The sequence below is a fragment of the Anaerocolumna xylanovorans DSM 12503 genome (genome assembly GCF_900143645.1).
GTDB classification, from domain to species: domain Bacteria; phylum Bacillota; class Clostridia; order Lachnospirales; family Lachnospiraceae; genus Anaerocolumna; species Anaerocolumna xylanovorans.
On sequence record NZ_FRFD01000012.1, the window covers coordinates 1 to 25,614 of the forward strand.

The following is a 25,614-nucleotide window of genomic DNA, read 5'->3' on the forward strand; positions in this document are numbered from 1 at the left end:
AAAATCTTCATTTAACTTTGATGCCATTACATCTTTCGCAGTCAATTCCGGATGCTCCTCTTTCAATACGGAATATGCTATAAATAGCGATCCAGCTCGGTTAAATACTTGGGTTCGTCCTTCCCTCACAAACTGATACATGGGACGGTCAAAGGCTAAATTTTGAGAAGAAGCTCTGAACTCAACCGCATCTATCGGTTCTCCATCATATAAAAACTGTGGCTCTTCTGTGGTTTCCTTACTATCCTCTAACTCTTTTTCCGGCTCCTGGGTTGGCTTCTCCCCATCATCCGGTTCCGGTGTTCCTGTTTCCTCACTAACCTCCGGAGTGGCAGTCGTATCAGCTGGTGCCTTGATATTTTCTTTTGTTTCTTTTTTACTGCATGCTCCTACACACAGCACCAGTCCCAACAACAGGACGTATATTCCTTTTTTTACTACTTTATTTTGTTTCATATTTTTCTCCTCTTCTTTTATTAATATCCTTGTATTCCATGATATCGGATCGTATACCACCTGGTGTCTTCTAAAAGCTCCTCGGTATCCTCCGGCATAAATGGCAGCTTCATAAAGAGTGGTTTCACCTCCAATACCGCATCCAGCTGCAGGTAGGTCCCGCTGTTCTTAAGCAGGAAACCCTCTCGCTTTAAATTCATGTTGCTCTGGATCACGTCACCCATCCGCAGCAATGTTTTCTCCTGATTCGCCATCAGGCTAATCATCAGGAACAGGCGGAGATAGTCACTGTACTGATAGGAATACAGCGACGCTACTACATTGACATTTGCATCTACTTTAGTCCCGCTGCCGTATTTTGAAACCATACCGTCAATGGAAGTATTGATAGTATCCTTTAATTCATCAGCTCCCTGTGATACTGCTGTACTGACCGAATTGACTGCCTTATCAATATATTTATTTACTGCATTTTCACTTTCTGTAAATTTACTTTCTATTTCTTCACTCATATCAGATATAAAATCATTATATGCTGAAATAGTCCCTTCACTCATATTTTCTACCCAATCCAGCGCTTGGGCAATAAACCCTTCTGTCACGATTACATTGATAGCTTCTTTTTTGGCAAGATACACGACACTTTCCTTTATATCGCCTCCCCCTTCCAGCCAATCGGTCAATGCCTGCTCTACATAAGCCTCTTCGGATATGGGATTCCCATTCTTATCCTCCAGCTGTCCGGCATTCTTTAACATCCGGGCTTTTTGGCATATGGTATTTAACTGGTCAATTGCCGTACCGGCATACTGGTTTACCGAGGTTGTTAACGAATCCTGCACCGCATCGCTCAATTTTTTTATTTCAGCTCCGGACTTATTCTTCAACTCCTCCCCCGTCATACTCAGCCATTTATCCAGTTCCGATGCCGCGGTATCCACGGTCCGGTCCGTCCAGCTCTTCGCTTTTTCCGCTGCTGTATCCAACAGCAGATCCTTTGCATTTTCAAACAGGTTCTGAAAGCTTAACATCCAGGTATTCTTATTCTTATACAACGGCACTGCCATTCCTGCCTTTAAGCACTGCAAGTCCAGGGCCGATTCTGCTAAGGCCACCCCGATGATGATTGCTGCCTGTGCAATGGGGACCAGGAAGGTCAGGGGCGGTGTACCGAAGATGGCCATGGCGATACCCCTGGCTCCGTCTCTTATGCTGGAATCGGAAAAAGCATAGACCGTATTAAAAGCAAAGCGGATTCCATAGATGGTTCCATAGGCAGTACTGCTGCTGTTCTTCCCATATACCATGTATTCCACCTCGGACAGATAGGCCGCATTATGCTCCGGGCAGACCGGTACATTGGTCAGGGTCAACAGTGCCTTCTGAACATCCTGGGAATGCTCCAGACCTTCCTTTAAGGATTTTCCGTCACTGCCATATGCAACGGTTGATACGCTGCGGCCCTCAAGAGTGAAGGAACTGCTGTGCAGGCTGCTCTTTACTACGGACAGGCTTGGCTCCGAACCGTTGGCCTCCCATAGGGCTTCCTTTTCTATGGTATCGTAGCTGAACATGTTCATAATATAGTCACACAGGAACAGATTATCCCGAAGTCCCACTCCCAGGTCGGCAATGGCACTGCCAAGCCCGGAAAACATAGTAATCAGCGACTGCCCAAGCCCCTTCCCTTTAGAGTCCACCGTCAGGTCCAGCTTCGGATCGCTCCCGGTTTCCGTTTCTGCCTGATACTCCGACATGGCCGTCTGGTTCTCCTTGATTACCTCTGCTTTGATTCCCGGCCACTGCACCGAAGGGCGGGTATCTCCGGTAATCTGGTAGCTTGTGCTTCCCGAATCGCCCTGAACCTCATCCTCACCTGTTTTTGCAAAATCGTCCAGTTTCTTTTCTTTGTCTTTCAGTTCCTTGTTTTTTGCTTTTTTATTTGTTTCGTAGCTGTCATTATCATCCGTTACCGCATGGAATGTATTTTTTAAAAAGGCATAAAACCGGTGATCTATTTTTTCCAGGTCCGGGTTATCTATGGGATCCGCCCATTCCGCGGTGATTCCATTCTCTGGTTTCTGGTAGGCCTCTTCAAAAAGTGTGTCTGCGGCTTCTGTTAAATCTTTGCTTAGGATGGACTGATTCTCCCAGCCTGCTGTAAAATCCTTTTGTGCGGTCTTTAGTGACTCTATGGCTGCCTTAAAGTCTGTAACCTCCCGGATGGGTTCTTTTCCATATTTATACTTATCCATCTGTTCCTGGGCTGCTTTCAGCGTCGCTTTTGCGCAGAAGATGTGCTTTAGCAGATCACTTACATCATTTTCATTGATGAACTCATGTACCGAATCTACCTCCGCCAGATTCTGCTCTGACACGGCCATTCCCTGGATGCTGTCCTTTCCGGCTGATTCTTTCCAGGCACCTTCCGCACTTTCTAAGGCACCTCCGGTTTTTACCTTTTCCAGTACACTGGACAGTTCCGTCTCGGCTATCCCAAGCTGCTTCTTGCCATCCTCCAGCAGATCATAAAAGGCCTGAGCCTCCCCGCTGATTTCCCCCAGTTTTGCATTTGAGAACACTCCCTCTGCCAGGTCTGCATTGGAAAAGGTATCCATACTTCCGTCATAGGAGAGCTTGGATGTTCCGTTTACCGTCGCTTTCATCTTTTGACTGATGTCGGCAAAGCGAGGCATTACATCACTTCTTTTATAAAATGTGTCAAAACTGCCGGTCCAGCCTGCTGCGTCTGCCTTCCACTTTTCTCTTTCCGTAATTTTTTCCCGGTCCCGTTCATTGGCATCTTCCAGGCTGTCAATGGAAGCCCGTATACCCTCTTTCCGGGAGGCCGATTGTTCCGGACTCGTTTCCTCCCCTTCCGGTGCCTCTTCTGACAGGGAGTCCTCCAGATCGCTGATTCGCTCATTCCGGTCCGATATGGCTTCCTCAAGGTCATCTATGGTATCGTCAATATCCCTTAATGCGGCCCTGTAAGTTTCATATGCCACATAGACATCATGCATCAAGTCTCCGTAGTTCCCTCCCGCTCCAATGGTTTTGTTGTATTGGATAACCCTCTGAATCTCATAGACGCCTTCTTTCAGATCAATATGCAGGCGTTTAACCGCATCCGTTTTAATTCCCTGCTCGTAAGCTGCCATGGCTGTCTGCATTTTATTCGCATATCCTTCCAGTGCACTCCAGCTGCCTACGGAAGCACTCCCAATCTGTACCGGCCTTGTACTCTTATAATAAAAGGTATAATCCATGCCTCCTCCCGTTGCATAGGTGGGAGCCTGCTTGATAAAATACTTATTCCCCTCATAATAATCCTTTATCAGATTATCACTGATAAAGATATACTTTCTAAGGTATCCGTCAAAGGATTTCTTCTCTGTTTTAAATTTTTCTTCCTTCAATCCCAGATTCTGATAGGCATACATTGCCTTCCAGGCCGTCTCACAGCTCTCGATTACGGTCTTCTGCTCGTCATAATACTCATTCCTTTTATCCACCACATCCATCTGATCCCCTAAAGTCGTAAAACTTTTTAGGGAATCCAGAAAGCCCAAACCCATGTTAATGGGTCCCCGGTATTTCATAAACTGCACAATCTGGCTCTTTAACAGGGCCGGGTTAATGAGTGTTGCCCCCTGTGGATGGCTTACCGTAATCGAATCCTCCTCTGCCGGATGTATCTGCAGCAAATCTGTAAAATCTCCGCTCCGGCTGACCCCTTCCAGGTAATCCATGATCTGTCCCAAGTAATCATCCGTTTCCCGTTCACTTAAGCCCGTAGCCTGCAAGCTGTTCCGGTAATAATCCGACAGATTGGACATTAGCGAATCGTAGTCCTGTGACACGGCAAACAGTCCATACATATCCTTCAGTACATTGTCATAACAGGTCAGCCCTGTATTCAAAGCCAGATCCCCTGCCGATTCCGCCGTGGCCCGGGCCAGGCTGATCCGGGACATATCTACCATGGTACAGCCTATAGTCAGCATCGGAAGCAGGATGATGACAAGGAAGATAGATATGGCTCCCTTTTGCTTCTGTATAAATTTCTGCATCCAGACATCCTCCCTATTCCGGAAACCGGTTCTGTTTCACCGTTACCTTCTGTTCTTTCATTTTAACCTAACTCCTTTCTCAATCAGCTGTTTTCAAAGCTTAAAATAACCTTCTTCTCCGGAAGAACGCCGTTGCTGTAATACCACCTGCCGATACGGCACCTCCTCCGGCTACAGTTCCCCAAAAGAGAGGTTTATTGGAATAGAACAGTACATACCATTCTGTAGATACAGTAATCTTATCATACTTCTGGACAGTTTCATTTCCTGCCTTGTCCTTGCAATAGATGGCTACCTTCTGGTTCATTCCTCCTGTTACATTAAACTTAAGTTTTTCATTCTGGCTGACCAGCTGTTCGTCCAGTTTATTTTCCGACAGATACAGAAGATCATCCGTATTGTTCTTTATAACCTTAATCTCCTGAACCTTGCCGCCCGGATCTCTTGGTATGACGGTTACATCCTTGATATCGGTACGGTATCTTCCTTCACTTTCCAGTCCGGCAACTACAATCTCCGGCTTAGTCCTATCCACTACAAACGCCATTTCAGCCTTTTTAATATCACTGTAAGCCATGGTTCCTGTCTTATCTTTTGAAGCTGCAACCACTGAATACTCTCCTTCTGCCTCAAACAGTTCCGGCTTTAGAATGTACGTATAGCGGCACCAGCCTCCCTCTTTGCTGCTCTCTTCCACCGTATAATCACGCCCTTTTTCCAGCAGCTTTTTATTAAGGGTTATATCATATTCCTGCAGCGGATCCACGTTAATCTCTTCCAGGATAATGCTTCCTTCTACCTTCTGAACATAATAATCCTTCATCAGATTCAGAGCACTCTTATTAAAATTAAAAGTGGAGCCATTTCGGTTTACTGAGAATTTTAAAATCTCCCGGCTGTTTCCATACTCTTTTTCATATTTATTTTGATCCTTATCTCCCAGTGATACGGCAGTGCTTACATTACCCGCCTTGTCAGCTGCCTTGCAGAACAGGCTATAGACCCCATCTGCTTCAAGATTGGCAACAGTATAGGTATATTCTTCCCCCTGCTTGATAACCTTCGGATTACCCAAAGGTATATTTACCTCCTGAAACTTTCCTTCTTCATCCTGCACAATAGAGGTAAGTTCCGGCTGAAAGACATTGAGATTAATATCTTTTGCCCGGATGGTAAAGCCGACTTTATCCTCTTTATTGGCAGAGCGGTCTGCAATGCCGGTAACTTCCACCGCCGGGGCCGTGGTATCTATTACAATCTTGTCTGAGACATAGTCACTCATACCGTTACCGGAACGGTCCTTATATTCCGATCTAAATTGATAGATTCCATCTCCGCTGTGGTCTTTCGGAGCCGGCAGCGTAATATTTGCGGTCCAGTCACTTTGGTTCTGCAGCCAGGATACCTGAATATTCTGGGGACTTCCTCCATCTCTTTCCAGCGTCAGAGCAACATCCTCCTGATAGAAATTAGCTTCGGTTATACGGAAGACCGCATTGACTTCCCCATCATAATAGTTCGTTCCATTTTCTTGTTTTTTTGGTTCATTATAGGTTACGTTCATAACCGGCGAGATGTTATCTACAACAAGTTCCTTTTTGTCTTTCACCTCGGATTCTATACCGGCATAATCAACCGCTGTAAAAGCAACCGTTCCTCTGAATTGTTCCAGCTGGTTAAAGTCTTTCTTCGGTACTGTGAATCTGGCAGTTGCCGTCTTATGGTCATCGGAATAGGAAATATCTGCTTCTTTTAACAGTGCATCCAGCAGTTGGGCGCTGGCAGCATTCAAGCCTTCTTCTTTTATATAGTCATATGTAAAGTGCTCGATTCCGGAAGTTTCATCCTCTGCTGTAATTGTCACCGTAACCGGTGCATTATAATATCCCATGGTAACAGCCTGGACTATATTATCAAGAACACTTTCACTGTAATGAATAGTCAGCCCGCCGGGAGCTTTTGTGTCAACGGTAAACTGGTCCATACTGTAAGGTGGTGCCTCATTGCAGGCAAGATCTTTACAGCTCATGGTAAATGTATAATTTGCATCCGTTGTATAATCCAAAACGGCTTCGTATACATCACCACTTTGTGTCCAGTTATTCTGATTCTTTAAATACCTGTTATAATTTTCAACAGCGACTTCATTTCCCTGGACATTCTCTGCCGTAACAACTGCTTCTACATCCTCCGCTCTAAAATTCCGGTCTTTTATCTGAACCGATACCTTCTTTGTTCTGTCGTAATAGCTGCGGTCTCCGTTCTTTTGTATGATATCCTTTTCAGGGTAGGTTACCGTTATAACCGGTTTTGTTGTATCAATAACAAGCTTATTGGAGGTATAGGAGGTCATGGCATTACCGGACCGGTCCGTGTATTCTACCTTAATAATATAATCTCCATCACCGGCAATTCTGATATTATTTTTCCATACGTCCCCGTTCTTTGTCCATTTATCAGGGGCATATGCCTTTTGGACAACGCCGTCTTTCGATATTGTTATCCTGATGTCATCCTGATAGAAATTCGATTCGGTTACTTCTATGCCGGCAGATATCATAGTATTAAAATATAAAATGGAATTATCCCCATTCTGGTAAGCTTCCACAGTTTTAAGATCCGATCCGTTCACTACCTGAATCGGCTGATAACTAAGCTTACAGGTGGGTGCAATATTATCCACTACAACTGTCCGGTCCCCCGTCAGCTTCTCACTTACATTTCCTGCTTTATCTGACGCACTGAATTCCACTTTCCCGTAAAATTGCGCCGGTATATCAAAAGAATAACTGGCTCTCATTTTATCATCAGTAAACTTAAGCTTATCTTCATTGACAACCGCCTCCGTCTCCATTCCCTTATTCACACTGCTCGTATTCTTGTCAACAGAATAGCGGTATGTCATACTGCTTACACCTGATGTTACATCTTCTGCATTCAAAGTTACGGTAACCGGTGCCTTATAATATCCAAAGGTAATGTTCTCTACAATTTTCTCTATGACCGGAGTACCGTATTGAATCTGCATTTTATCTTTTTCCGGTGCCTTCTTATCCACAGTAAAGGATATACTCGCTTTGCCGGAATCCTGATTATCTGCAAAATCCTGATAGGACATATCGATGCTGTAATTCGCATCCGCATCAAAGGTTACCTTACTGGTCCATAATCCGTCCGAAGACCGGGTCCAGTTCTGTCTGTTTTTAAGATAGGATATTGTGGTTCCTGTTTCATAGCCGACGGCTGAATTCCCCCGTATATCCTTAGCAGTAATATTAATAGTCAGATATTCCGGATTAAAGTAATATTCCCGTACTGAAAAATGAATATCTTTGTTTTCTTTATAATAAGAACTGCTTGACGTACCGGAGCCATCAATACCAACTACCGGACTGGTTTTATCAATAATGATCACATTGGAGGTATAGGCACCGGTGGCTCCCTTTGACTCCTGCGACGCACTATATTCCATTATATTTCCGGATTTATCCTGATATTCGATTAAAAATTTGTACTCTCCTTCTTCCGTTAATTGTATGCCAGCCGTATATCCGCTCTGGGTCTTATTCCAAACTATCTCTCCTTCAGCCGAATTTGCAGGGGCAGCCGTATAGTATTGGGACGATATCACATTTCCATCCTTTAAACGCTGTAAGTTGATTTTAATATCTTCAGGATAAAAATTATTCTCTTCCACATTCAGAGTCGCGGTGACCGTTCCATTGTAAAATAACAGCGTATTCTCATTTATTGCAGATACCTTAGCAAAAGAGGTCTTATCCACTGCATTCCTTGGCGCATTATAAGTTATCTTTAGTTTAGGTGCTATGGAATCCACTACAAGAGTCTTTTCATCCCTCTTCATACTTGTATGCTCCGCACCATCAACTGCAGTAAAGGAAACATATCCGTAGAACTGTGACGGTATCTCAAAGGATGCACTGGCCTTGCTTCCATCATTGGTATAGCTGATATTTTCTTTTGGAATAACAACATCCTGGACACCTGCATTAATTCCATCTTCATTGGTAACAAAGCAGGAGTATATAAAACGGTCAATGCCTGATTCAAAGTCCTCTCCCTCAATAGTTACCTTAACCGGTATTTTATAAAAACCAAAAGTAATCATATTCAGCATTATATCCGTCACCGGCTGGCTGTATGAAATTTTCAGGGATTTTTCATCCGGTGCGGTTTTATCAATCAGAAGTTCCGAAATTGTACATCCGGCTGTTATACCGTTATCCGCCTTACTTCTGAAATACACTGTTTTATCATTTCTTCCCTCCCGGCTGACTGTAATGTCGTCCTCCCACAGGGAATCCACATCATTTCCTTCTGATATCCAGTATCCCTCTTTTGCCTTTATCTTTACATCGCTGATATACCATTTGCCGGTCTTAGCCTTCTCTCCATCGAGTGTATATGCTTCATCCGGTACCTGGGCATATTTAAGTTCCGCCGCATAGGATACACGGGCCTCGAGATAGCAGTCATCCGCAGCCTTGATTGCCGTTACCGTAATGGTCCCCAGACCTCTTTTGGAATACAGAATTGTTCCGTCCGCGGTTACATCAGCTAATTCATTACCTGATCCTTCCTGAATAACATAACTGATATCACCATGGCCGCTTCCGCTGTCCGGTGTTAAAGCATTTTTAAAGATGGATCCATAAATAATCTCCGTAACCTCCGGATTTTCAAAAACCAAAGGAGCCTGATCAATCTTTTCCACTGTCAGTGTGTATTCTGTAAATGCCTCCTTATAGCAATCATCCGCTGACTTCACAGCCTTAATTACAACAGTGCCGCTCTTTAAGGTAGTAATCTCACCGGTCTGCCCGTCCACAGTTACCGCACCGGTATCCCCGCTTTCCGCTGTGTAGGCAACCGCACCGGCTCCACTTCCGCTTTCTTCCTGAACCGCATTCACGAATGCATCAAGGTACTTAATGGTCTGTACTCCTTCCTTCTGGAAAAGAAGAGGTGCCTGTTCCGCTTTTTCAATATGAATTACAATCTCACAGCTGCCCTCGTTATACAGGTTATTTCCCGTCTTAACTGCCTTAACAGTAACACTTCCCGCTTTTAGCGTTGTCAGTTCTCCGGTATCTTCATCTACTTTTGCTGTATCACTTCCCGCTATGACATAATATTTAACTGTTCCTTCGGCAATTCCTCCTGCTGTGGACAGGGTCTGTTCCTCTCCATATACCATATTGGTTTTCATTGCCGAATCAAATTCGAAATCTTTTTGTTCTGCTTTTATAATAATAAGCTTATAGGTTATTTTTTTCTGCTGATACCTGTCATCCATATCTCTGATGGCTGCAATAACAGCAGTTCCAACTCCCGTCGTTGTAATATTCCCATCCTGGTCCACTGCCGCACATTCACTGCCGGATTCCACATGGTATTCAATTTCACCATGATAAGAAGCCGATGCTCTTGCCGGATTGGAGAGAGACTCACCATATACAATTTCTATTTCTCCTCCATTTACAAAAGAAAACTCCTTGTCCTCTCCTCTTAATATTGTTATTCCATATTCTGCAACTGCATTTGCGTATATATCGTTCCCCGCTCTGAAGGCCGTTACATCTACCTTACCGGCTTTCTGCAGGTGCAGTTTTCCGTTATTATCAACCTCAGCCACACTGGAATCAGATGAATGATAGGTAATCTCTGAGTTTGTCCCAATACTTCCCGATGCAGGATTCGTAAAAAACTCATCAATATCAATATCCGCCGGATTGGTTTTTTCAAATCCAAATCCTGTCTGCGGTGCCTTGCTTATGTTGATGGTAAGTTCATCGCTTACAGCCTCTTTATATAAATCATCTTCTGCCTGAACCGCCTGTACTTTAACTTTCCCCGCTTTTTGGGGTACCAAAATATTACCGGATTCAAAGCCGGCTCTCCCGGTATTCTCCCCCTCGTCGCTTATAACTTTATAGGTAATACTTCCTGTTCCTTTCCTGCTCTCTGCCGTATAAGAAGGCCTGCCCGTAGCCAGAATCTCTGTCTGAGCTTTTGAAGCGCTGGTGAAGTCCAGGGTATCATTCTCCGCCTTTTCAATCTTTAGCATATAAACAGCTTCGGCAGGGGCATAGGTATCATCACCGCTGTTTGCTGCCTTTATTTCCACATCTCCTGCCTTCAAAATCCCGGTGATCTTTCCTGTCGTATGATCAAGCTCGATCTGGCCGTTTCCCGGTCCTCCAGGTACAATCTCATATGTAACAATTCCGCCAATTGCTCCACCGGTAACCACGTTAACAGGATAACTATTATAATTCTCCACAGTAACACCGCTTACCATATTTTCCAAAAATTCAAAATCTTCTTGTCTAAGCTTTTCCGTTAGTTCTATCTTCTGATAAACTTCAAGATTCTCCGGACTTATTATCATATAATAGGTCTGATATTTCTCATGGGTAACTTTTAATTGATAATTCCCATTTTGGACTACATTATCAATCTCAAAGCTTCCATCCGCATCAGTAGTGGTTTCTGCCTGCCCTTTACTTCCGGTTAATATTATCCGGGCATTATCTACGCCCTTCTCCTCACACTTAATTACCCCGCTTACCGTTACCGCCGGTAATTTCTCCAATTGAACAATTCGTATGTCATTTACCTGGCTTTCGTCCGTAAATGTATAATTCTCTGTTACCGTCTGGTAATCCTCCAGGCTTATGGTGCAATTCACCTCATATTGCTTTCCATCCGTAAAATCCAGATCAGCAAATTCGCCGATTACTGCCTTTCCATTCTCATCTGTTGAGTAAGTCAAGGAAATCTCTTCCGGCTCATCCGTGCCAGACGAAGCTTCCGTAATTGCCGAACCAGTTCCGACTGTAATTGCCGAACCGGTTGCAGCCTCCGCATCAAGAACCTTGTATGTGATATATATCTGTGCTCCTTCCAGAACATTATTATTATCCTTATCCTGTACACAGATTGTATAGCCTGTCATTTCTGTCTCCGCCGCATAGATATAGCCATAACTGGATACCGGTGTACTGACTGCCAGAATAAAGGCTACGAATAATGCTCCTATTCTCCTTATTAATTCAGATTTCAGCCTTCTCATTTGTTATTTCTCCTTCCCCGTGTTATCCGCCAAATTACAGTTATATAAAATATGCATATGGAATGCAAAAACAAGTGCTGCCAGCATAATACAACTGACATATTGACTTAACCTGTCCGTAACCGCACAGAGTGCAAAACCAGCCGCACTAATCAGAAACATCCAGTCATACAGCTTTGCTTTCGTACTTTTAAAAAAGCAGAACACTGCCGGCAGCCTTCTGTCCTTCTTTTTTCCCTTCCCTCGATTCCTTACGTATAGAATCACAATCAGAATATACGCCGTGCTTAAGGAGGCCCAGAAAAGGATTCCCGTATAATACATAAAACGAACATCTCCATCCAATACCCTGCTTCCCGAATAAGGCATAAACAGTATGGATACTGCCACAAGAGCCAGCATTCCAGTTATACACCCCATCAATATCCGTCCCGATTTGTCTTCCATCTTAATCCCCCTGCACTTCGTACGTTTACTTGCGAGACTTCCTAATCAATTACTTCATCCGTATGGACAAATGTGATATCCGTATCCGGTGTAAGTGATACATTTTGAAGCAGAACCGTATCCTCCGCCGGGGACAGTACCATTGTTTCCTCTCCTGATGGGAGAAGTACTGCCGTTTCCTCTCCTGCACCATTATCCATCTTCAGAGTTTCTGTAATTACATTCTGATTCTTTCTTTTTATTTCCATTGTAATTTCGTGCTTTTTCAGGGATGTCGTACGGTTCTTCATCCTAATACCGTATATGGCCTTCTTTGCATTCCTGCCGGTCAGGTCACCGATGATCTTAGGAATACGAAATACAAAGAACAGTACTACCGTCCCGGCAAGAAATATACCGGCCAGTATTTCCCCTATGATATATATATTTCTATAAATTTCATACGTCATAATGCCCCTCCCCTTTATTTATACGCGGACCGGATTCTTTCCTCCGCCTCCCCCGTAAGCTGCACCACATTGTCTATGGCATTCTTAAGATCATCATATTTCGTTTCTTTCTTAAGCTTTACCGCATTATCCTTAATATCCTCAATTACACCGATAATTTCATCTGCTCCGATATTATAGGCAAAATAAGCTGCTTTATCAGATGCCACAGTAATCAGCTCTTTCCAGACAAGCAGCTTTATATCGCTGTCTTCCATATCCTGAACTTCCCGTTTTAACTGCGTCAGCTTTTCCCATAGTTCTTTGTAAGTCTCATACATCTTCTCCGTACGGTTTTGTCCGGCGTATTTCTTAATCTGCTGCTGGCATTCTCCGATATCACAGTACAAAGCTGCCATTGCATTCACATCCCCTGCCTCCCGGAACCATTCTACTGCCAGGGTATACCGGTCGGAAGTCACCTCATAATCATACCAGTACAGCATTGCTATCTCAAAGCAGACTTCCTGATATCCCTTCAGATCTGCTTTCTTTAACTCATCTAACGGATAAATTGTCTTTAAATACCCTCCGGCTTCCTTCACATCAACTCCGGCTTTCAGTCTGGTAACATAATTGGCTTCTTCTTTCGAAAAACTTCCTTCCTGACTGTCACCATTCAGAAACAAATCAATAATCTCCATGTAGGCCTTCGTGTTGGCAGGATCAATACCGATTGCATCGGTATATAGCAGAAGACGCTGCTCTTCACTGTTATCCGTATCCTTGGCCTTTGCCAGCATGATGTCATAGTTCTCTCCCTGTTTACTCTCCGCCGATACATAACCAAAGGCCGACACAAATATACATATAAGGCTTAACATTGCAACACCGATAAAGGTACCCAGTCTTTTTTTCTGTTTCCTTTTGTATAGGTCATCCATTTCATCATAATGTTCCAGGGCATACATAAGCTCTTCACAGGATTGGTATCTGTCGTCCGGATTTTTTTGGGTACATTTTAAAATGATTTTTTCAAGACCGTTCGATAAACCAGGGTTAATCTCCCGTATCGGAAGTATTTCATAAGGCGGCTCACAGGGATTGTGCCCTGTTACCAGGTGATACAGAGTTGCTCCAAGGCAGTAAATATCCGTTCTTACATCCGTCTGTCCCTGACCTCCGAACTGCTCCGGTGCCGCATAGCCTATCGTTCCCAGGCATGTAGTATCGGCAAGATTCCTCTCCTTAAATTCTCTTGCCGTTCCAAAATCAATCAGCGTCACACTTCCATCCGGTTTCAGCATTACATTGGCAGGCTTCATATCCCGGTAAATAATCGGAGGCTTTCTGGAATGCAGATAGGCAAGCACATCACAGAGCTGCTTAGCCCATTCTATTACATCTTTCTGGGGCTGGGCACCGTATTCCTCCAGATACTTGCTAAGAGGATTGCCCTGTATATAATCCATAACAATTAAAAGGGTATCTTTCTCCTCGATTACATCAATAATACTGGGCAGATTAGGATGGTCAAGTTTCTTTAACAAGTCTGTCTCGACAATCAGCCCCTGCTTTACTACCTCAAAGTCCTTGATTCCGTCTTTTCGCACTTCCTTAATAGCCCACTGCTTATTAGCCTTCTCATTCATCGCCAGATAAACCACGCTCATACCACCCTGGCCTATCTTATTGAGTACTTTATATTTACCGTCAACAAGCATTCCTATCTCAAGCATAACAGTCCTATCCCCCTAAAACGTCCGAATGGTGACAATCGAAATATTATCGGTTTCCATTCTGCGCTTATTCAAATCTATCAAATATTCCTCGCTTCTTTTCATGCTTCCGGTATCCAGAAGCACTGAAGGATTTAACATAGAACGTATCTCCTCCGCGGTAATCTGATGCCGGAAGCCATCCGAACACAGCATATAGACCGCATCTTTTTTCGTCTCTCCAAAGAACATATCAGGGTATACATCACCGGATGCCCCAATACACTGCAGCAGCACATTTCGCCTGAGGTCCTGCCTGGCTTCCTCCTCGGTCATTCTCCCAAACCGCACCTCTCTGGCTACCACAGTCTGGTCCTCCGTAAGCTGCCTTATCTCTTCGGTAATCTCATAAGCTCTGGAGTCACCTACATTTAATATGTAATATCTGTACTCGGTCAGCAGCATGACAGTGGCGGTAGTCCCCAAAGATACTCCGTTTCTCCGCCCATAATCCATAATTTTTCGATTCTGTTCCTTCACCAGCTGTTCCCATTCATTCCTGATAATGGAGTCTTCCATATTCTCCCGGAATATCCTGTTCCTGTTCATATACAGCCAGTCAGTAAACGCTTTTACCACCGTTGCACTGGCCAGCTCTCCCTTCTGCAGTCCGCCCATTCCATCACACATTACGGCAAAAGCAAAATACCCGTTGTCTGTCTCAATTGTTTTTACCGTCAGGCTGTCCTGGTTCGTAGTCTTTTTAATTCCCACATCCGTACTGGCCGATACCAGATAGTTCATACTAACTCCTTTCAATCTATTCCCCCTGAAAATACTAATTGCTTTAATACTGCATATATTCAAATTCTTCATTTGCCAGCAGTATCTTCATCCCATGCTTTAAAGGTATCTCTACGTTGCTTGAAATCTGCTGCCCGTTTATGTAAGTGTGATTTTTAGAATTCGTGTCAATGATATATACATTATTACCCTTGGTGAGTATACTCGCGTGGCTCCGGCTTACTGCCGCATTATCTCCTATAAAATAATCAACAAAGTTCTTCTCTTTGCCTATACGGAATACCGGTTTATCCAGATAGACTATTTCACGGCTTTTTAATCTTACCAGATAAGGGCGGAAAGTGTTCTGTGCGCTTGGTCCAAGTACAACCGTTCCGCCGTCCATAGCATTGGATAATACCGTTGTTTCGCCAAAGTCCCCCTTCCTCTCACAGGTAGCAGCTATGGGAGGAACCTCCTGTGACAGGGGCATTCCCACGTTTTGATATACCGCCTGTCCGGCCGTCGGCATCGGCACCGGTTTGTTTGCATTGGCATAACTGGTATCCGGCATAGGAGGTACAGGTACAGATAACTGTATCTTACTTTTCTTATCTTCCTTTTTTCTTCCCAGTGACCATAAACCTTTCTTCTTTCCTTCTTCCTTGGGCTGACTGGTTTCTTCCGGTTTCATACCCGGTACGGCAATCTGCCGGCCTACCGAATTTGTAACTATCTGAGGTTCCTTCTTTTTTATATTCTTACTATCGTTATTGTTCTGGGGTACCATTGCCTTTGGTATCTCCGCCGCAGGACGGGAAGGCGGTATTGCTCTGGCTTCCTGTGATACAGGCTGGGGCTGGCTGGCCATTACAGGCTGGCTCTGTGGAATCGGCGGAACCGGCCTTGCAGGCTGTATTGGTCTTTGGGCAGAATCTTCCGGCTTTGCCTTTGCTCTATTGGGATTATTCTGACCATATAGCAGACTCTCTACTACACGCTTAAAGTTATCAAGAGAAAATGTACCGGTGCAGTTTAAGAAACTTATCAGTTTTGCTACATAATCACAGTTTTCACTTTGATCAAATTGTGTGCTGAATACAATTTCTTTAAAGAACCGGCTGATTTCATAATTGGCAGACTCTTGCCGGACAACCGGCAGACAGATAAGTGATGCCTCACTGGCAGTCACATCTACAAATATATAATCCAGATCTAACATAAAGCTTCCCGCATCTATCATGTATTCTTCTGCCTCCAGGATGCCGGAAGCTATACTTAAAAATACCCCCAGCAGTCGTTTCTTTGTGGCCGTTCCTTCAAAAAACTGCCTAAGACTCACCTGGGATGAAACATTATATTTAAGATATCTCGTATCGTCCATTTGTGTAAATATTACGGGAAGTACACCCTTTATCTTATTATTTGTAATCATGCCAAGGCTTAATGTATCAATCAATTCTTCTTTTTTCATTTCATATACCAGATAAGTATAAATACCCTGATTCTCATACTTAAACTCATTCATACTATTCCCTACCCCCTGTCTATATTTCCTGCCTTACTCCGGCAAGCTTCAACTTAAAATCATTTTTCATCGGATTACCGGTTCTCTTAAGGCTTCCTGAAACTTTCTCAAGTGTACTGTTCTCATCCTCTTCAAATACATAAAGCGGGTTTAAAATAATCTGTCCGTTCTCATATCCGACAATCTCAGTAATCTCCATTGTCTTTCTGGAATGGTCCCTTAATCTTGACAAATGGATGACAATATCCACTGCAGAAGCAATCTGCTGGCGGATTGCTTCCAATGGCAGCCCTTGTGCACCGGTTAATACCATGGTTTCCAGGCGGCTTAGCATATCTTTTGTCGAATTGGCATGGCCGGTGGAAAGAGAACCGTCATGACCGGTATTCATGGCCTGAAGCATGTCAAGAGCTTCCCCTCCACGCACCTCTCCTACTACAATACGTTCAGGACGCATACGCAGTGAGGATTTGATAAGCTGTCTTATCGTAATCTCTCCGGTTCCGGATGCATTTGCATTTCTGGTTTCCATACTTACAAGGTTATCCACTCCTTTAATCTGAAGCTCCGCCGAATCTTCTATCGTAATAACACGCTCTTCCTTCGGTATAAAGTTAGATAATGCATTTAAAAAGGTCGTCTTACCTGACCCGGTACCTCCGCTGATGAAGATGTTATATTTAGCCTTAACAAGGAGTTTGAGCTTTTCTGCAATTTCCCTTGTAATAGAGCCATATTCAATCAGCTTTTCCACCGTCATTGGTGTCTTGGAAAACTTACGGATTGTTATGGTGGGTCCGCATAATGCAATGGGCGGCAATACGACATTTACACGGGAGCCGTCCGGCAGTCTCGTATCTACGATGGGATTGGCCTGATTAACTTCTCTTCCTGCCAGACTTACTATACGCTGTATGATATCTTCCAACTGTCTCTGGCTTTCAAAGGTCCGATCCAGCTTAAATAAATGCCCGTTTTGCTCTATAAAGATATTTTCCGGCCCATTAATCATTACCTCTGTTATCGTATCGTCACTAATAATACTGTCCAGCAGGCCAAGACCTCGGATTGAACTGAATACCTGCTGCACAATTGAAACCTGACGGTCAATCGGTATATAGCAGTCCTTTAACCTGCTGCGTACGATATCTTCTATCTGTCCCTGTAATTCCTCATCGCTCAGGCTGCTAAGAGGAAGATTATCGTATATATATTTTTTAACCGAAGCGATTAATTTTTCATCATCCATGCCACATTCCTCCTGTTACGATATCAGCTCATTAAATACGCCCATAGATGCCATCTGTTCCATTATCTGCTGCAAGGAAGCTCCTTCAAATTTGGGTATTCCTCCTATGGTCTTATAATCGTTTCCTTCTATTGTGCTGCTTGCCTTATTACTGAATTTATTATACAAGATGCTGATATGATGGGAAATCTGTTGATTCTGGCTGTGATCAAGCTCTGCCAGAGATGCAGCCGCCCGCTGGAACTTTAGATTGGAGGTCACTGAACCATCTGATACGCAGACTATATCGCTGGAATACTTTAATATGCAAAAGCATTTTTCATCCATATTAAAATCCGTGTCCATAATAATATAGTCATATAATGTTGTTACTTTCAGCTCCTGAATTAATCTTTCAATATCCTCTTTTTTCAGTCCGACAATATCCAGAGCCATATTGCTTGATTCATAAAAATAAACACCGGACAGATCACGTTTTACAGCACTTTCAAGCTTTAACGCCAGATTGGACCGTTTGCTTTTTATAGCATAAATCACATCATTCATATCCATCTGTCCCTCTGCATGAAAGTAAAGCTTCGTATCGCCAAACTGTTCGAGATTCAAATAAAGAACCCTTTTCCCCCTTCTTGCCGCAAACAGTGCGCATGCAGCCGCCGTCAGGGAACTTCCCGTACCGCCGCCGGCAGACAGAAAAGTGATAATTTTAAGTTCGTCATTACCATCCAGCCGTATACCGGTAATACCGGCGGCTGCTTCCGAATAGATTCCAAGTATCTCTTTATAAATCAGATCGGCTTTCTGAAATTTGCATATTGTACCTGAATCATATAAAGTTTCAATACTACTCGATTCTACCAGATAGGCAAATCCACATCTCTTAGGAAGTTTTTCCGTATCGATTCTGAAATTTTCACTGGCCGCGAGAACATCGATATTTGCCGCCTCCAGCTGCTTCATTGCAATATCCTGGTCCGTAAAGGAATAAATTTCAAGCTTATCCGCATATTTGTTATTAAACACCGTAACTATTCTATTGAGATAATTAGGGTCTTTTTCCAGTATAGCTAACTTAATCTTCATACCTGCTCCTTCTCTGTGGAAGAATCCACGTAAAATTAATCTTTCTAACGTTTATTCAACCGGTATAGGAATAACATATTCCAGCGTCCCTCTTTCATAACCCAAGCACAGCCTCCATCATTGAAATTTCCGGCGTCATCAAACTCACATGGGATTACCTGTTCTTTCTGCTCCAAATCGATATACCCCCAACCGCTGTCTGTCCGCACCGGTGCCAGGCCATTTGTAAATGGCTTTGCATCCAGATAAGAGGGTTTTATCACCCATTGTCCATTTGCATCAACAAACCCCCATCTGCCCTGGGATTTCACACAGGCCGGCAGATCTGAAAGAAACAGCTTCGCATCCTCCCATGCCTGGTCCCCTACCTGCTCTCCCTTTGTATTAATCATCCGATAGGTATCATTTATTTGTACAAAAGCACAGCTATTGCGGAAAGCCACCTGCTTCTCATCAATTATGACATTCTGATATGCCTGCTCCTGTATCTTTTCTCCATTTTTATTTATAATAAACCAATTCTGCCCTTCCTTCACAGCTGCCACCCCATTATTAAATGCAGTAGCATAATCGTAATCACCAAATTGTTTTTTAAAGTTTACATCCACATAACAATAACGTCCGTCTATCTTAACCGCCATCTTGTCCTCAGACAAGGGCGAGCACTCTTCTATCTTCTTCTTTTCAATATCCACATATTTTTTATTGCCGTCCTTGTCAATCAGGTAAAACTCACCATCCATACTTTTTACCGGCGCAAGTCCGCTGCTTGTAAAGCACTGGGCCTCGGCATAGTTATATGCTATTTTGTTATCCCCTCTCGCATCACAGTACCCCCAATTTTTTTCTTCCTTTTTGACTGCATAATAGCCTGATGAATATATTTTATAAGCCTCAAGGGATACTTTTTTAAGCTCATATTTATAGTATATATTCTGTTGAATCTTACTTAACTGTTCAGATTTTAATTTTCTCTGTGCCGCAGCATTCAATATATCATAGCACTCATAATAATCCTCTGTTTCCTGATAATAAGAAGCCATTTTTTCATATCCTTCTTTTTTCCTGGGATATTTCGCCATTAGCGTATGGCACCACTCGTCATAATTGTCATATTGTCCGGTTTTATAATAGTACTCTGCAATTTCAAGCCTTAAATCAAGGCTCTCGTACATAGATAAAGCTTTCATATATTGATCCGTAGCATCCTTCGTTATACCCATTTCCATCTTCTGTCTGGCATCTGCCAGGCAGCTTTCATATTCCTTTTGGAGCCTGGTACTGTTGGAAAACAGCGTGTACCATGCAAAAGCAAAAAATACTATAATTCCTGCCGCTACTATTGTTTTCGTTCCTCTCATGGTCAAACCCTCCTTCTGCTAGAAGCCTGTTAATATAATAGATAAATAGGTGCCTGCCAATATAAAAGGAGCAAAGGGAATCGTATCTTTCCTCTTTTTCTTTTTGGTAACTAATAGATATACCGAACCGACAAATGCTATCAGCAATGAGAAAAATAAGGAACTGATAATACCTGTAAGTCCCTGATAGAATGCCATAACCAGAAGCAGCTTAACATCACCCATACCAAGGCCACTTCTGACAATCAGCAGTCCAATTAGTAAAAAAGCAGCTACCACCAGAATTCCAATTAAATCATCCTTCAGAACCGAAAAAAAACCGGCTTGGTATAAAATCAGCTCCGGTATATAGTAGAGCAATCGAATACCTGCTCCGATCAGGATAATAAAATTAGGTATAATATACTTTTCCATATCAGTCCACGCGCATGCAAACAATATCATGACCAGTGTCAGAACCTTTATTTGCCCCATACTTAAGTTGGAACGGTCACCATACAGCATTTGCATCCATACCATCAGAATAATACCTGCACATAGCATTACCAGCCAATAGAGTTTCTTTTTGTCCTCTTCTCCGCACAATACCGCCCATTTCTGCTTAAATCCTGCTGTCTCTTTCATTTTATCCCAAGATAAATATACAATAACTCCTATCAAAAGTATAAATATTACTATGCCGTCAAGTATCCAACTCATTTCATTTCTCCTCCGACCCTCACTTACAAAAACCAAAAATATTTTTACTTCTGGCTGAACTTGTTTATATAGCCATTTACCTTGGAGAAAAGCTCGGATATTTTCTGTCCGGCCTTGGTTCCGGCTGTCAAATCAATTGCCATATCTACATTACGGATAAATTCCGTCGTATCATCCACTGCCACCTCCGCACAGGATGCCAGCTTCAATATGGAAGGCTCCTTATCTCCCAAAAACTTAATGGGAAACTTAATTTCATAATTCAGCTGGACGGAAAAGGTAGCGTATATGATATAATTATGAAATTCCGCAATACTGCTTTCATTGGAGGTGACTTGAGGCTTCATCTCAGAAAAAAAGCCCACGCTACGGCTGACCTCATCTAGAACTTCCTCCGTGACTTTCTTTTCCGTCTTATTGATGCTGCCATCACCGATTTCTCCCAGAATATAACGGTATGGCTCAACATTTTTAATTGCTACGGGAAAGGTCCCGTACTTTTTCATATCATACTGCTGGGGGTCCGCCACATACTGTGCTCCTCTGATTGCTGCCTGGGCCACGCAGGAGTCCACCTGGGCAATCTGATAATAGGCATTTCCGATAAATATAATAAAAAATAATACAAAAAACATTACCGGGAAAACAATAGAGGCTTCAACAATAGCAAAAGCATCTTCAGCCATAATTCTGTTTTTTGTTTTATTCTGTTCTCTTTCCATCTTTGCCTCCATTCATACCGTTACATAGATATGATCCGGTAATGTCAAATGACTTACCGAACCATATCCTTCCTGTTTTTAGGCTAACTTACATTCTTTGTAACTGCATCAGATGCCTTGCCGCTGATTGCTGTAAATAGTGTGTCCAGCAATTTCTTAATCTGATCCTTAAAAAAAGCAGCAAGTATAACAGCAATTCCAATCAGTACTACAATTGCGACAATATTTACCTCACCTCTTTCATCCATAAATAAATCGCTCATTTTGTTTTTCAATACAATCCTGAAGTAAATTAAACTTCCCATCATTTCTTCTCCCTCCGGTTCTTTCTTTATTTTCTATGTTCATCAAACTCCAAGGTTTGTGAAAATAGGCACAATTATCATAATCAGGATGCCAATAAACATCAGACAAATGGGCAGCAGCAGCTTACTTGCCGCTTTCTCACCCTGCTGCTTCACCAGGTGCTGCTTCTTTTCCCACATTTCCTTACTCTGTTCCCTTATCATAATGGCAAATTCCTGATTTCCCTTAACCAGTCCCTGCATCATGGTTGAAGTAAACTTCTTAATTTCCGGAATAACACACCGAACACCGAAATCATAATAGGCATCCAGCTCAGCCTTTCCATTCTCCATTTCATCCACCGTTTTTTTCATTTCCTCATAAATTAATCCGGTACCGTTAAATGCAATCTTCTTCCAGGCCTCTTTCATAATCATTCCGGCATTAATCAGAAGCGCCAGCTTGGCAACCACATCCGGAAACTCGCTTAAAAGCTCTTCCGATTTTTTTTTAATAACCTTCGATGCAAGGGTAGCGTAATAATAATAGGCCACTCCTGAAAACATAAAAAATACCATCAATACCGTAATATCATTTACAATGCCAAAAAAAGCAAATCCGGCAATAAACAGAGTAAAAGATAAGGTTATTCTCTGTGCCGCATTAGCTGATAAATAGAAATCCGCATACCGTTCTCCATACACCAGTTCGAACTCTTTGTGCCGTTCCAGTTCCCGTTTGGAATTATACCGGTAGTGAATAACATCCAGCAACCGGTATCCCACACCGTAAAGATCATGCAGCGGATAATTTTTCTCATCCAGTGCCAGTATAAAATCCTTGTATTTTCTGGAACCTGCAAGAAGGATAATATAGATTAAAGCAAATAAACTCCCAATAGAAAGCAGTACAACGCTGCCTATAGATAAAAACATATCTCCTCCCCCTTATATTTTAATATTTAAAATTATTTTACCAATGTAATATGCAATTACAAAAATCACAACAGCTGCCGTCGTAGCAAGAATACCCGTTACTGTTGCAAAATTAGCCGAAAACTCAGGACTCATCATCTTTATAATTCCAATTAATGCAATCGGCATTGCCATCATAATCTTTTGTTCCGTCTTACTGCTGGTTACAATAGTTTCAATTTGCTGCTCCACTTCCATCTTCTCCGTAATAATTTGGTGAGTGCTTTTAATAACGTCTTTGATATTACCGCCTTTCCGGTAAACCGTATCAAACACATTGGAAAAGCTGGATATATCCTCTACACCACTCCGTATTCCAAAATCTTGCAGCATATCCTCAATTCTAAGATTATTAACCAGTCCTTCATTGATAATTTCCAGCTCTTTTACTATATAAGAATCCTTTGTGAAAAGCACCTGCAGATCTTCATAAGCCTCACGAAACGCATCTACAACAGTTTTACCGCTTCCTACAGAGGTTTCAAGAGAATCTAACAGCTCTCTGAATTGCATCTTCAGTATTCTTCTCCGCTTATCTATAATCTGCGCAGTCCTGACCGGCAGAAACATCACCCCTGCTATACATCCTACAACAGTACAAATTGTAACATTAAGCATATAGGTAAGCCGGGTAGCTTCACCAAACTGGTTTTTCCCCATTCCTCCATAAAACAAATATGCAACTGCCGCACCAACGATAAACGCCAGTATAAAATAGCCCACTCTCTCAACCATATTAAAATAATAGACCTTATAATTCAGAGCAGGCATATTCGTATCAGTTGTGTAATAAGCCGGCTCTTTTTCTTTTGTTTTTGATTTAAACAATATTTTCCACTCCTGTAATAATTTGATTTAAACTTCCACTACTTAGCGTTATTTTCTACATTCTTCCATAGATATTTTTTCCTATTATATCTGATAAATTATTCCATGTCAATTTTAAATAATATTTTCTGTTTTCTGACAACTAAATGGTGTTTTTTCCCTTAAATCTTGATGTGGAATTATTATTTTGTCATATTTTTTGTTTCTCTGTTATGGTATCAGCTGTAGGAGACTTCTTTGAGCGGACAAGGAATAATATTAATAATTAACTCTCATCCGTTCCAGCAAAAATATGCTAAGGAGTAAAAAATATGATGATGGTTTCTTCTGCTTTACCCAGCTCCTCATTATGGAGCCGATTTGCCGGAATAAACTTAGAATAATTATTATCCAAGCAAAAAGACAGCTGCCTGGCAGCTGTCCTTCAATTAATATCAATCACTGTTTCCAATAACAAATAAGTTTATATCATCATCCAGTTTTATTCCATACCATAAATTATTACCGTCTGTATGGATTGTTTGATACCATACATCACCCTTTGCACTTTCCTTTAATCGGCTGTAATGAAAACCGGCCGTGCCAAAACCAATAATGGAAATAAGTGTACCCGTTACAATTAATATAAGACTTAATATCATGCATTTTTTCTTATACTTTTGAATCATCTTTGTACCACCACCTTCCTCCTAAACAGGGAAATCATCCTGTTACTGAAGTTTTTCGTTATAATAACAAACTTCTTTGACAGGATAATTGTTACTATCCCTAAGAGTATTGAAATACCTGTTAAAGCAACACCTGCTCCTAACTGCATTATGCCTGCCGATATCCCCTTTGCCATAATAAAAGGAGAGCCGATTATTCCAATAAGAGAGGAGGTAAAAAATCCGATACAGCCAACTCCCGTTATAAAAGGAATACACCATAAAAGCATGTAAGCTGAAAGAATCATTAAAACTGCTGCAAGCAGTATGCTTCCCCACAGCGGGAAGCCAATAATAATCAACGTGACATTTAATATTTTGCTGCCGGTAGATGGAAGCTTTATCTGTACGCTGTCATACTCATTCAAAAGCTCCTCCGCAATTTTCTTCGGATCGCCTATTTTTTGTACCGCATCTTCTTCGGATATACCATTTTCCGTATAATCAGCAATCATTTCCTCGTAGTAATTCGTAAACTTATTCTTTTCCACATCCTTCATCCTGTGCAAATCAGCTGCCAGTTCTTTCAAAAACTCTGCTTTATTCATCACCGTTCTCCTCTCCTTTGATAAAATAATAGATTTTCATTACCTGCTGCCATTCTTCCAGAAAATCATCGACATAATCTCTTCCGCTACCGGTAATCCTATAGTACTTCCTTAAGCGGCTGTTATGCTCAACAGAATATGTTTCCAGATAAGAACCGGCTTCCAGCCTTTTCAATATTGGATACAAAGTGGATTCTGAAATTTCAACACAGACAGAAATATCCTTAATTATCTGATAACCATAGGAATCCGACTTTTTCAGAACAGCAAGTACACAGAACTCCAACAGCCCTTTTTTTAATTGTATATCCATATTGGCTCCTTCTTTGATTATTTAACCTTTGCTTCATTCCATACCTCTTTATGTCTTATACTATATATTACATAGTATAAGATGTCAAGTGGTATTTCACTTATTCTATTGATTGATTTTTTTATTATAAAAGACTATGCTATACTATAGTTCAATTGTTAAAACTTGCTAAGGAGGCTTATCATGAGTGCTTTTGTCCGGTTTGAAAAGGTGGGAAAAGTATATCATTCAGGTGATGTGAAAGTTCATGCTTTGCGTGATATCAGTTTTGAAGCAGAGAAGGGAGAAATCTGCTTTAACCGCTATGGCTGACCGC

The 25,614-nt window shown here is 42.2% G+C and carries 20 protein-coding genes; 1 reads left to right on the forward strand and 19 read right to left on the reverse strand.

Annotated features, from left to right (window positions below; genetic code table 11):
* The 19 genes from BUF11_RS19015 to BUF11_RS19105 form a co-directional block, all read right to left on the reverse strand.
* Positions 1–456, reverse strand: a 456-nt coding sequence (locus BUF11_RS19015) for a hypothetical protein (protein WP_139243462.1), incomplete at its 3' end; no start/stop codon positions are given.
* A gap of 20 nt (positions 457–476) precedes the next feature.
* Positions 477–4,529 carry a DUF5702 domain-containing protein gene (locus BUF11_RS19020; protein WP_073590458.1) on the reverse strand — a complete coding sequence of 1,351 codons (4,053 nt, stop codon included), beginning with the start codon at positions 4,527–4,529 and terminating at the stop codon, positions 477–479.
* Between the two features lie 100 nt (positions 4,530–4,629).
* Positions 4,630–11,625: a carboxypeptidase-like regulatory domain-containing protein gene (locus BUF11_RS19025; RefSeq protein WP_073590459.1), complete on the reverse strand. Its 6,996-nt coding sequence runs from the start codon at positions 11,623–11,625 to the stop codon at positions 4,630–4,632.
* A 3-nt stretch (positions 11,626–11,628) separates the two neighbouring features.
* The gene (locus tag BUF11_RS19030) at positions 11,629–12,072 is read right to left on the reverse strand and encodes a hypothetical protein (protein ID WP_073590460.1); all 444 of its coding nucleotides are present in this window, start codon (positions 12,070–12,072) and stop codon (positions 11,629–11,631) included.
* A gap of 41 nt (positions 12,073–12,113) precedes the next feature.
* Positions 12,114–12,521, reverse strand: a complete 408-nt coding sequence (locus tag BUF11_RS19035; RefSeq protein WP_073590461.1) for a hypothetical protein — start codon at positions 12,519–12,521, stop codon at positions 12,114–12,116.
* Positions 12,522–12,535: 14 nt separating this feature from the next.
* A complete protein-coding gene (locus BUF11_RS19040; protein ID WP_073590462.1) occupies positions 12,536–14,239 on the reverse strand; it encodes a serine/threonine protein kinase in 1,704 nt (567 codons plus the stop codon).
* 15 nt (positions 14,240–14,254) lie between these two features.
* The gene (locus BUF11_RS19045) at positions 14,255–15,037 is read right to left on the reverse strand and encodes a PP2C family protein-serine/threonine phosphatase (protein WP_242952417.1); all 783 of its coding nucleotides are present in this window, start codon (positions 15,035–15,037) and stop codon (positions 14,255–14,257) included.
* A 28-nt stretch (positions 15,038–15,065) separates the two neighbouring features.
* A complete protein-coding gene (locus BUF11_RS19050; protein WP_073590464.1) occupies positions 15,066–16,529 on the reverse strand; it encodes a DUF6382 domain-containing protein in 1,464 nt (487 codons plus the stop codon).
* Positions 16,530–16,548: 19 nt separating this feature from the next.
* Positions 16,549–17,778, reverse strand: a complete 1,230-nt coding sequence (locus tag BUF11_RS19055; protein ID WP_073590465.1) for a CpaF family protein — start codon at positions 17,776–17,778, stop codon at positions 16,549–16,551.
* A gap of 15 nt (positions 17,779–17,793) precedes the next feature.
* Positions 17,794–18,861 (reverse strand): P-loop NTPase family protein, encoded by a 1,068-nt coding sequence (locus BUF11_RS19060; protein ID WP_073590466.1) that lies wholly within the window; start codon positions 18,859–18,861, stop codon positions 17,794–17,796.
* Positions 18,862–18,905: 44 nt separating this feature from the next.
* Positions 18,906–20,222: a WG repeat-containing protein gene (locus BUF11_RS19065; protein WP_073590467.1), complete on the reverse strand. Its 1,317-nt coding sequence runs from the start codon at positions 20,220–20,222 to the stop codon at positions 18,906–18,908.
* An 18-nt stretch (positions 20,223–20,240) separates the two neighbouring features.
* The gene (locus tag BUF11_RS19070; protein ID WP_073590468.1) at positions 20,241–20,921 is read right to left on the reverse strand and encodes a prepilin peptidase; all 681 of its coding nucleotides are present in this window, start codon (positions 20,919–20,921) and stop codon (positions 20,241–20,243) included.
* Between the two features lie 44 nt (positions 20,922–20,965).
* Positions 20,966–21,643, reverse strand: coding sequence for a TadE/TadG family type IV pilus assembly protein (locus tag BUF11_RS19075; RefSeq protein ID WP_073590469.1), 678 nt, complete (start codon positions 21,641–21,643; stop codon positions 20,966–20,968).
* 83 nt (positions 21,644–21,726) lie between these two features.
* The gene (locus BUF11_RS19080; RefSeq protein WP_242952418.1) at positions 21,727–21,951 is read right to left on the reverse strand and encodes a Flp1 family type IVb pilin; all 225 of its coding nucleotides are present in this window, start codon (positions 21,949–21,951) and stop codon (positions 21,727–21,729) included.
* A 39-nt stretch (positions 21,952–21,990) separates the two neighbouring features.
* Entirely contained in the window at positions 21,991–22,863 is an 873-nt protein-coding gene (locus BUF11_RS19085) for a type II secretion system F family protein (RefSeq protein WP_073590470.1), read from the reverse strand.
* A 12-nt stretch (positions 22,864–22,875) separates the two neighbouring features.
* Positions 22,876–23,730, reverse strand: coding sequence for a type II secretion system F family protein (locus BUF11_RS19090; protein ID WP_242952419.1), 855 nt, complete (start codon positions 23,728–23,730; stop codon positions 22,876–22,878).
* A 434-nt stretch (positions 23,731–24,164) separates the two neighbouring features.
* Positions 24,165–24,398 (reverse strand): hypothetical protein, encoded by a 234-nt coding sequence (locus tag BUF11_RS19095; RefSeq protein ID WP_073590472.1) that lies wholly within the window; start codon positions 24,396–24,398, stop codon positions 24,165–24,167.
* Positions 24,395–24,985, reverse strand: a complete 591-nt coding sequence (locus tag BUF11_RS19100; RefSeq protein WP_073590473.1) for a DUF1700 domain-containing protein — start codon at positions 24,983–24,985, stop codon at positions 24,395–24,397. Before BUF11_RS19100 ends, BUF11_RS19095 begins: the two co-directional genes overlap by 4 nt.
* A complete protein-coding gene (locus tag BUF11_RS19105; protein WP_073590474.1) occupies positions 24,978–25,298 on the reverse strand; it encodes a PadR family transcriptional regulator in 321 nt (106 codons plus the stop codon). The genes BUF11_RS19100 and BUF11_RS19105 overlap by 8 nt, the downstream gene beginning before the upstream one ends.
* A gap of 183 nt (positions 25,299–25,481) precedes the next feature.
* Here BUF11_RS19105 and BUF11_RS24975 point away from each other — a divergent pair, with 183 nt between their 5' ends.
* The gene (locus BUF11_RS24975; RefSeq protein WP_278277167.1) at positions 25,482–25,610 is read left to right on the forward strand and encodes a hypothetical protein; all 129 of its coding nucleotides are present in this window, start codon (positions 25,482–25,484) and stop codon (positions 25,608–25,610) included.
* Positions 25,611–25,614 lie beyond the last annotated feature (4 nt).

What these genes read in the sequence shown, in the direction of transcription:
- BUF11_RS19020 (WP_073590458.1), bottom strand. Translation starts at nt 4,529, where the DNA reads ATGCAGAAATTTATACAGAAGCAAAAGGGAGCCATATCTATCTTCCTT.
- BUF11_RS19025 (WP_073590459.1), bottom strand. Translation starts at nt 11,625, where the DNA reads ATGAGAAGGCTGAAATCTGAATTAATAAGGAGAATAGGAGCATTATTC.
- BUF11_RS19030 (WP_073590460.1), bottom strand. Translation starts at nt 12,072, where the DNA reads ATGGAAGACAAATCGGGACGGATATTGATGGGGTGTATAACTGGAATG.
- BUF11_RS19035 (WP_073590461.1), bottom strand. Translation starts at nt 12,521, where the DNA reads ATGACGTATGAAATTTATAGAAATATATATATCATAGGGGAAATACTG.
- BUF11_RS19040 (WP_073590462.1), bottom strand. Translation starts at nt 14,239, where the DNA reads ATGCTTGAGATAGGAATGCTTGTTGACGGTAAATATAAAGTACTCAAT.
- BUF11_RS19050 (WP_073590464.1), bottom strand. Translation starts at nt 16,529, where the DNA reads ATGAATGAGTTTAAGTATGAGAATCAGGGTATTTATACTTATCTGGTA.
- BUF11_RS19055 (WP_073590465.1), bottom strand. Translation starts at nt 17,778, where the DNA reads ATGGATGATGAAAAATTAATCGCTTCGGTTAAAAAATATATATACGAT.
- BUF11_RS19060 (WP_073590466.1), bottom strand. Translation starts at nt 18,861, where the DNA reads ATGAAGATTAAGTTAGCTATACTGGAAAAAGACCCTAATTATCTCAAT.
- BUF11_RS19065 (WP_073590467.1), bottom strand. Translation starts at nt 20,222, where the DNA reads ATGAGAGGAACGAAAACAATAGTAGCGGCAGGAATTATAGTATTTTTT.
- BUF11_RS19070 (WP_073590468.1), bottom strand. Translation starts at nt 20,921, where the DNA reads ATGAGTTGGATACTTGACGGCATAGTAATATTTATACTTTTGATAGGA.
- BUF11_RS19075 (WP_073590469.1), bottom strand. Translation starts at nt 21,643, where the DNA reads ATGGAAAGAGAACAGAATAAAACAAAAAACAGAATTATGGCTGAAGAT.
- BUF11_RS19080 (WP_242952418.1), bottom strand. Translation starts at nt 21,951, where the DNA reads ATGATGGGAAGTTTAATTTACTTCAGGATTGTATTGAAAAACAAAATG.
- BUF11_RS19085 (WP_073590470.1), bottom strand. Translation starts at nt 22,863, where the DNA reads ATGTTTTTATCTATAGGCAGCGTTGTACTGCTTTCTATTGGGAGTTTA.
- BUF11_RS19095 (WP_073590472.1), bottom strand. Translation starts at nt 24,398, where the DNA reads ATGATTCAAAAGTATAAGAAAAAATGCATGATATTAAGTCTTATATTA.
- BUF11_RS19100 (WP_073590473.1), bottom strand. Translation starts at nt 24,985, where the DNA reads ATGAATAAAGCAGAGTTTTTGAAAGAACTGGCAGCTGATTTGCACAGG.
- BUF11_RS19105 (WP_073590474.1), bottom strand. Translation starts at nt 25,298, where the DNA reads ATGGATATACAATTAAAAAAAGGGCTGTTGGAGTTCTGTGTACTTGCT.
- BUF11_RS24975 (WP_278277167.1), top strand. Translation starts at nt 25,482, where the DNA reads ATGAGTGCTTTTGTCCGGTTTGAAAAGGTGGGAAAAGTATATCATTCA.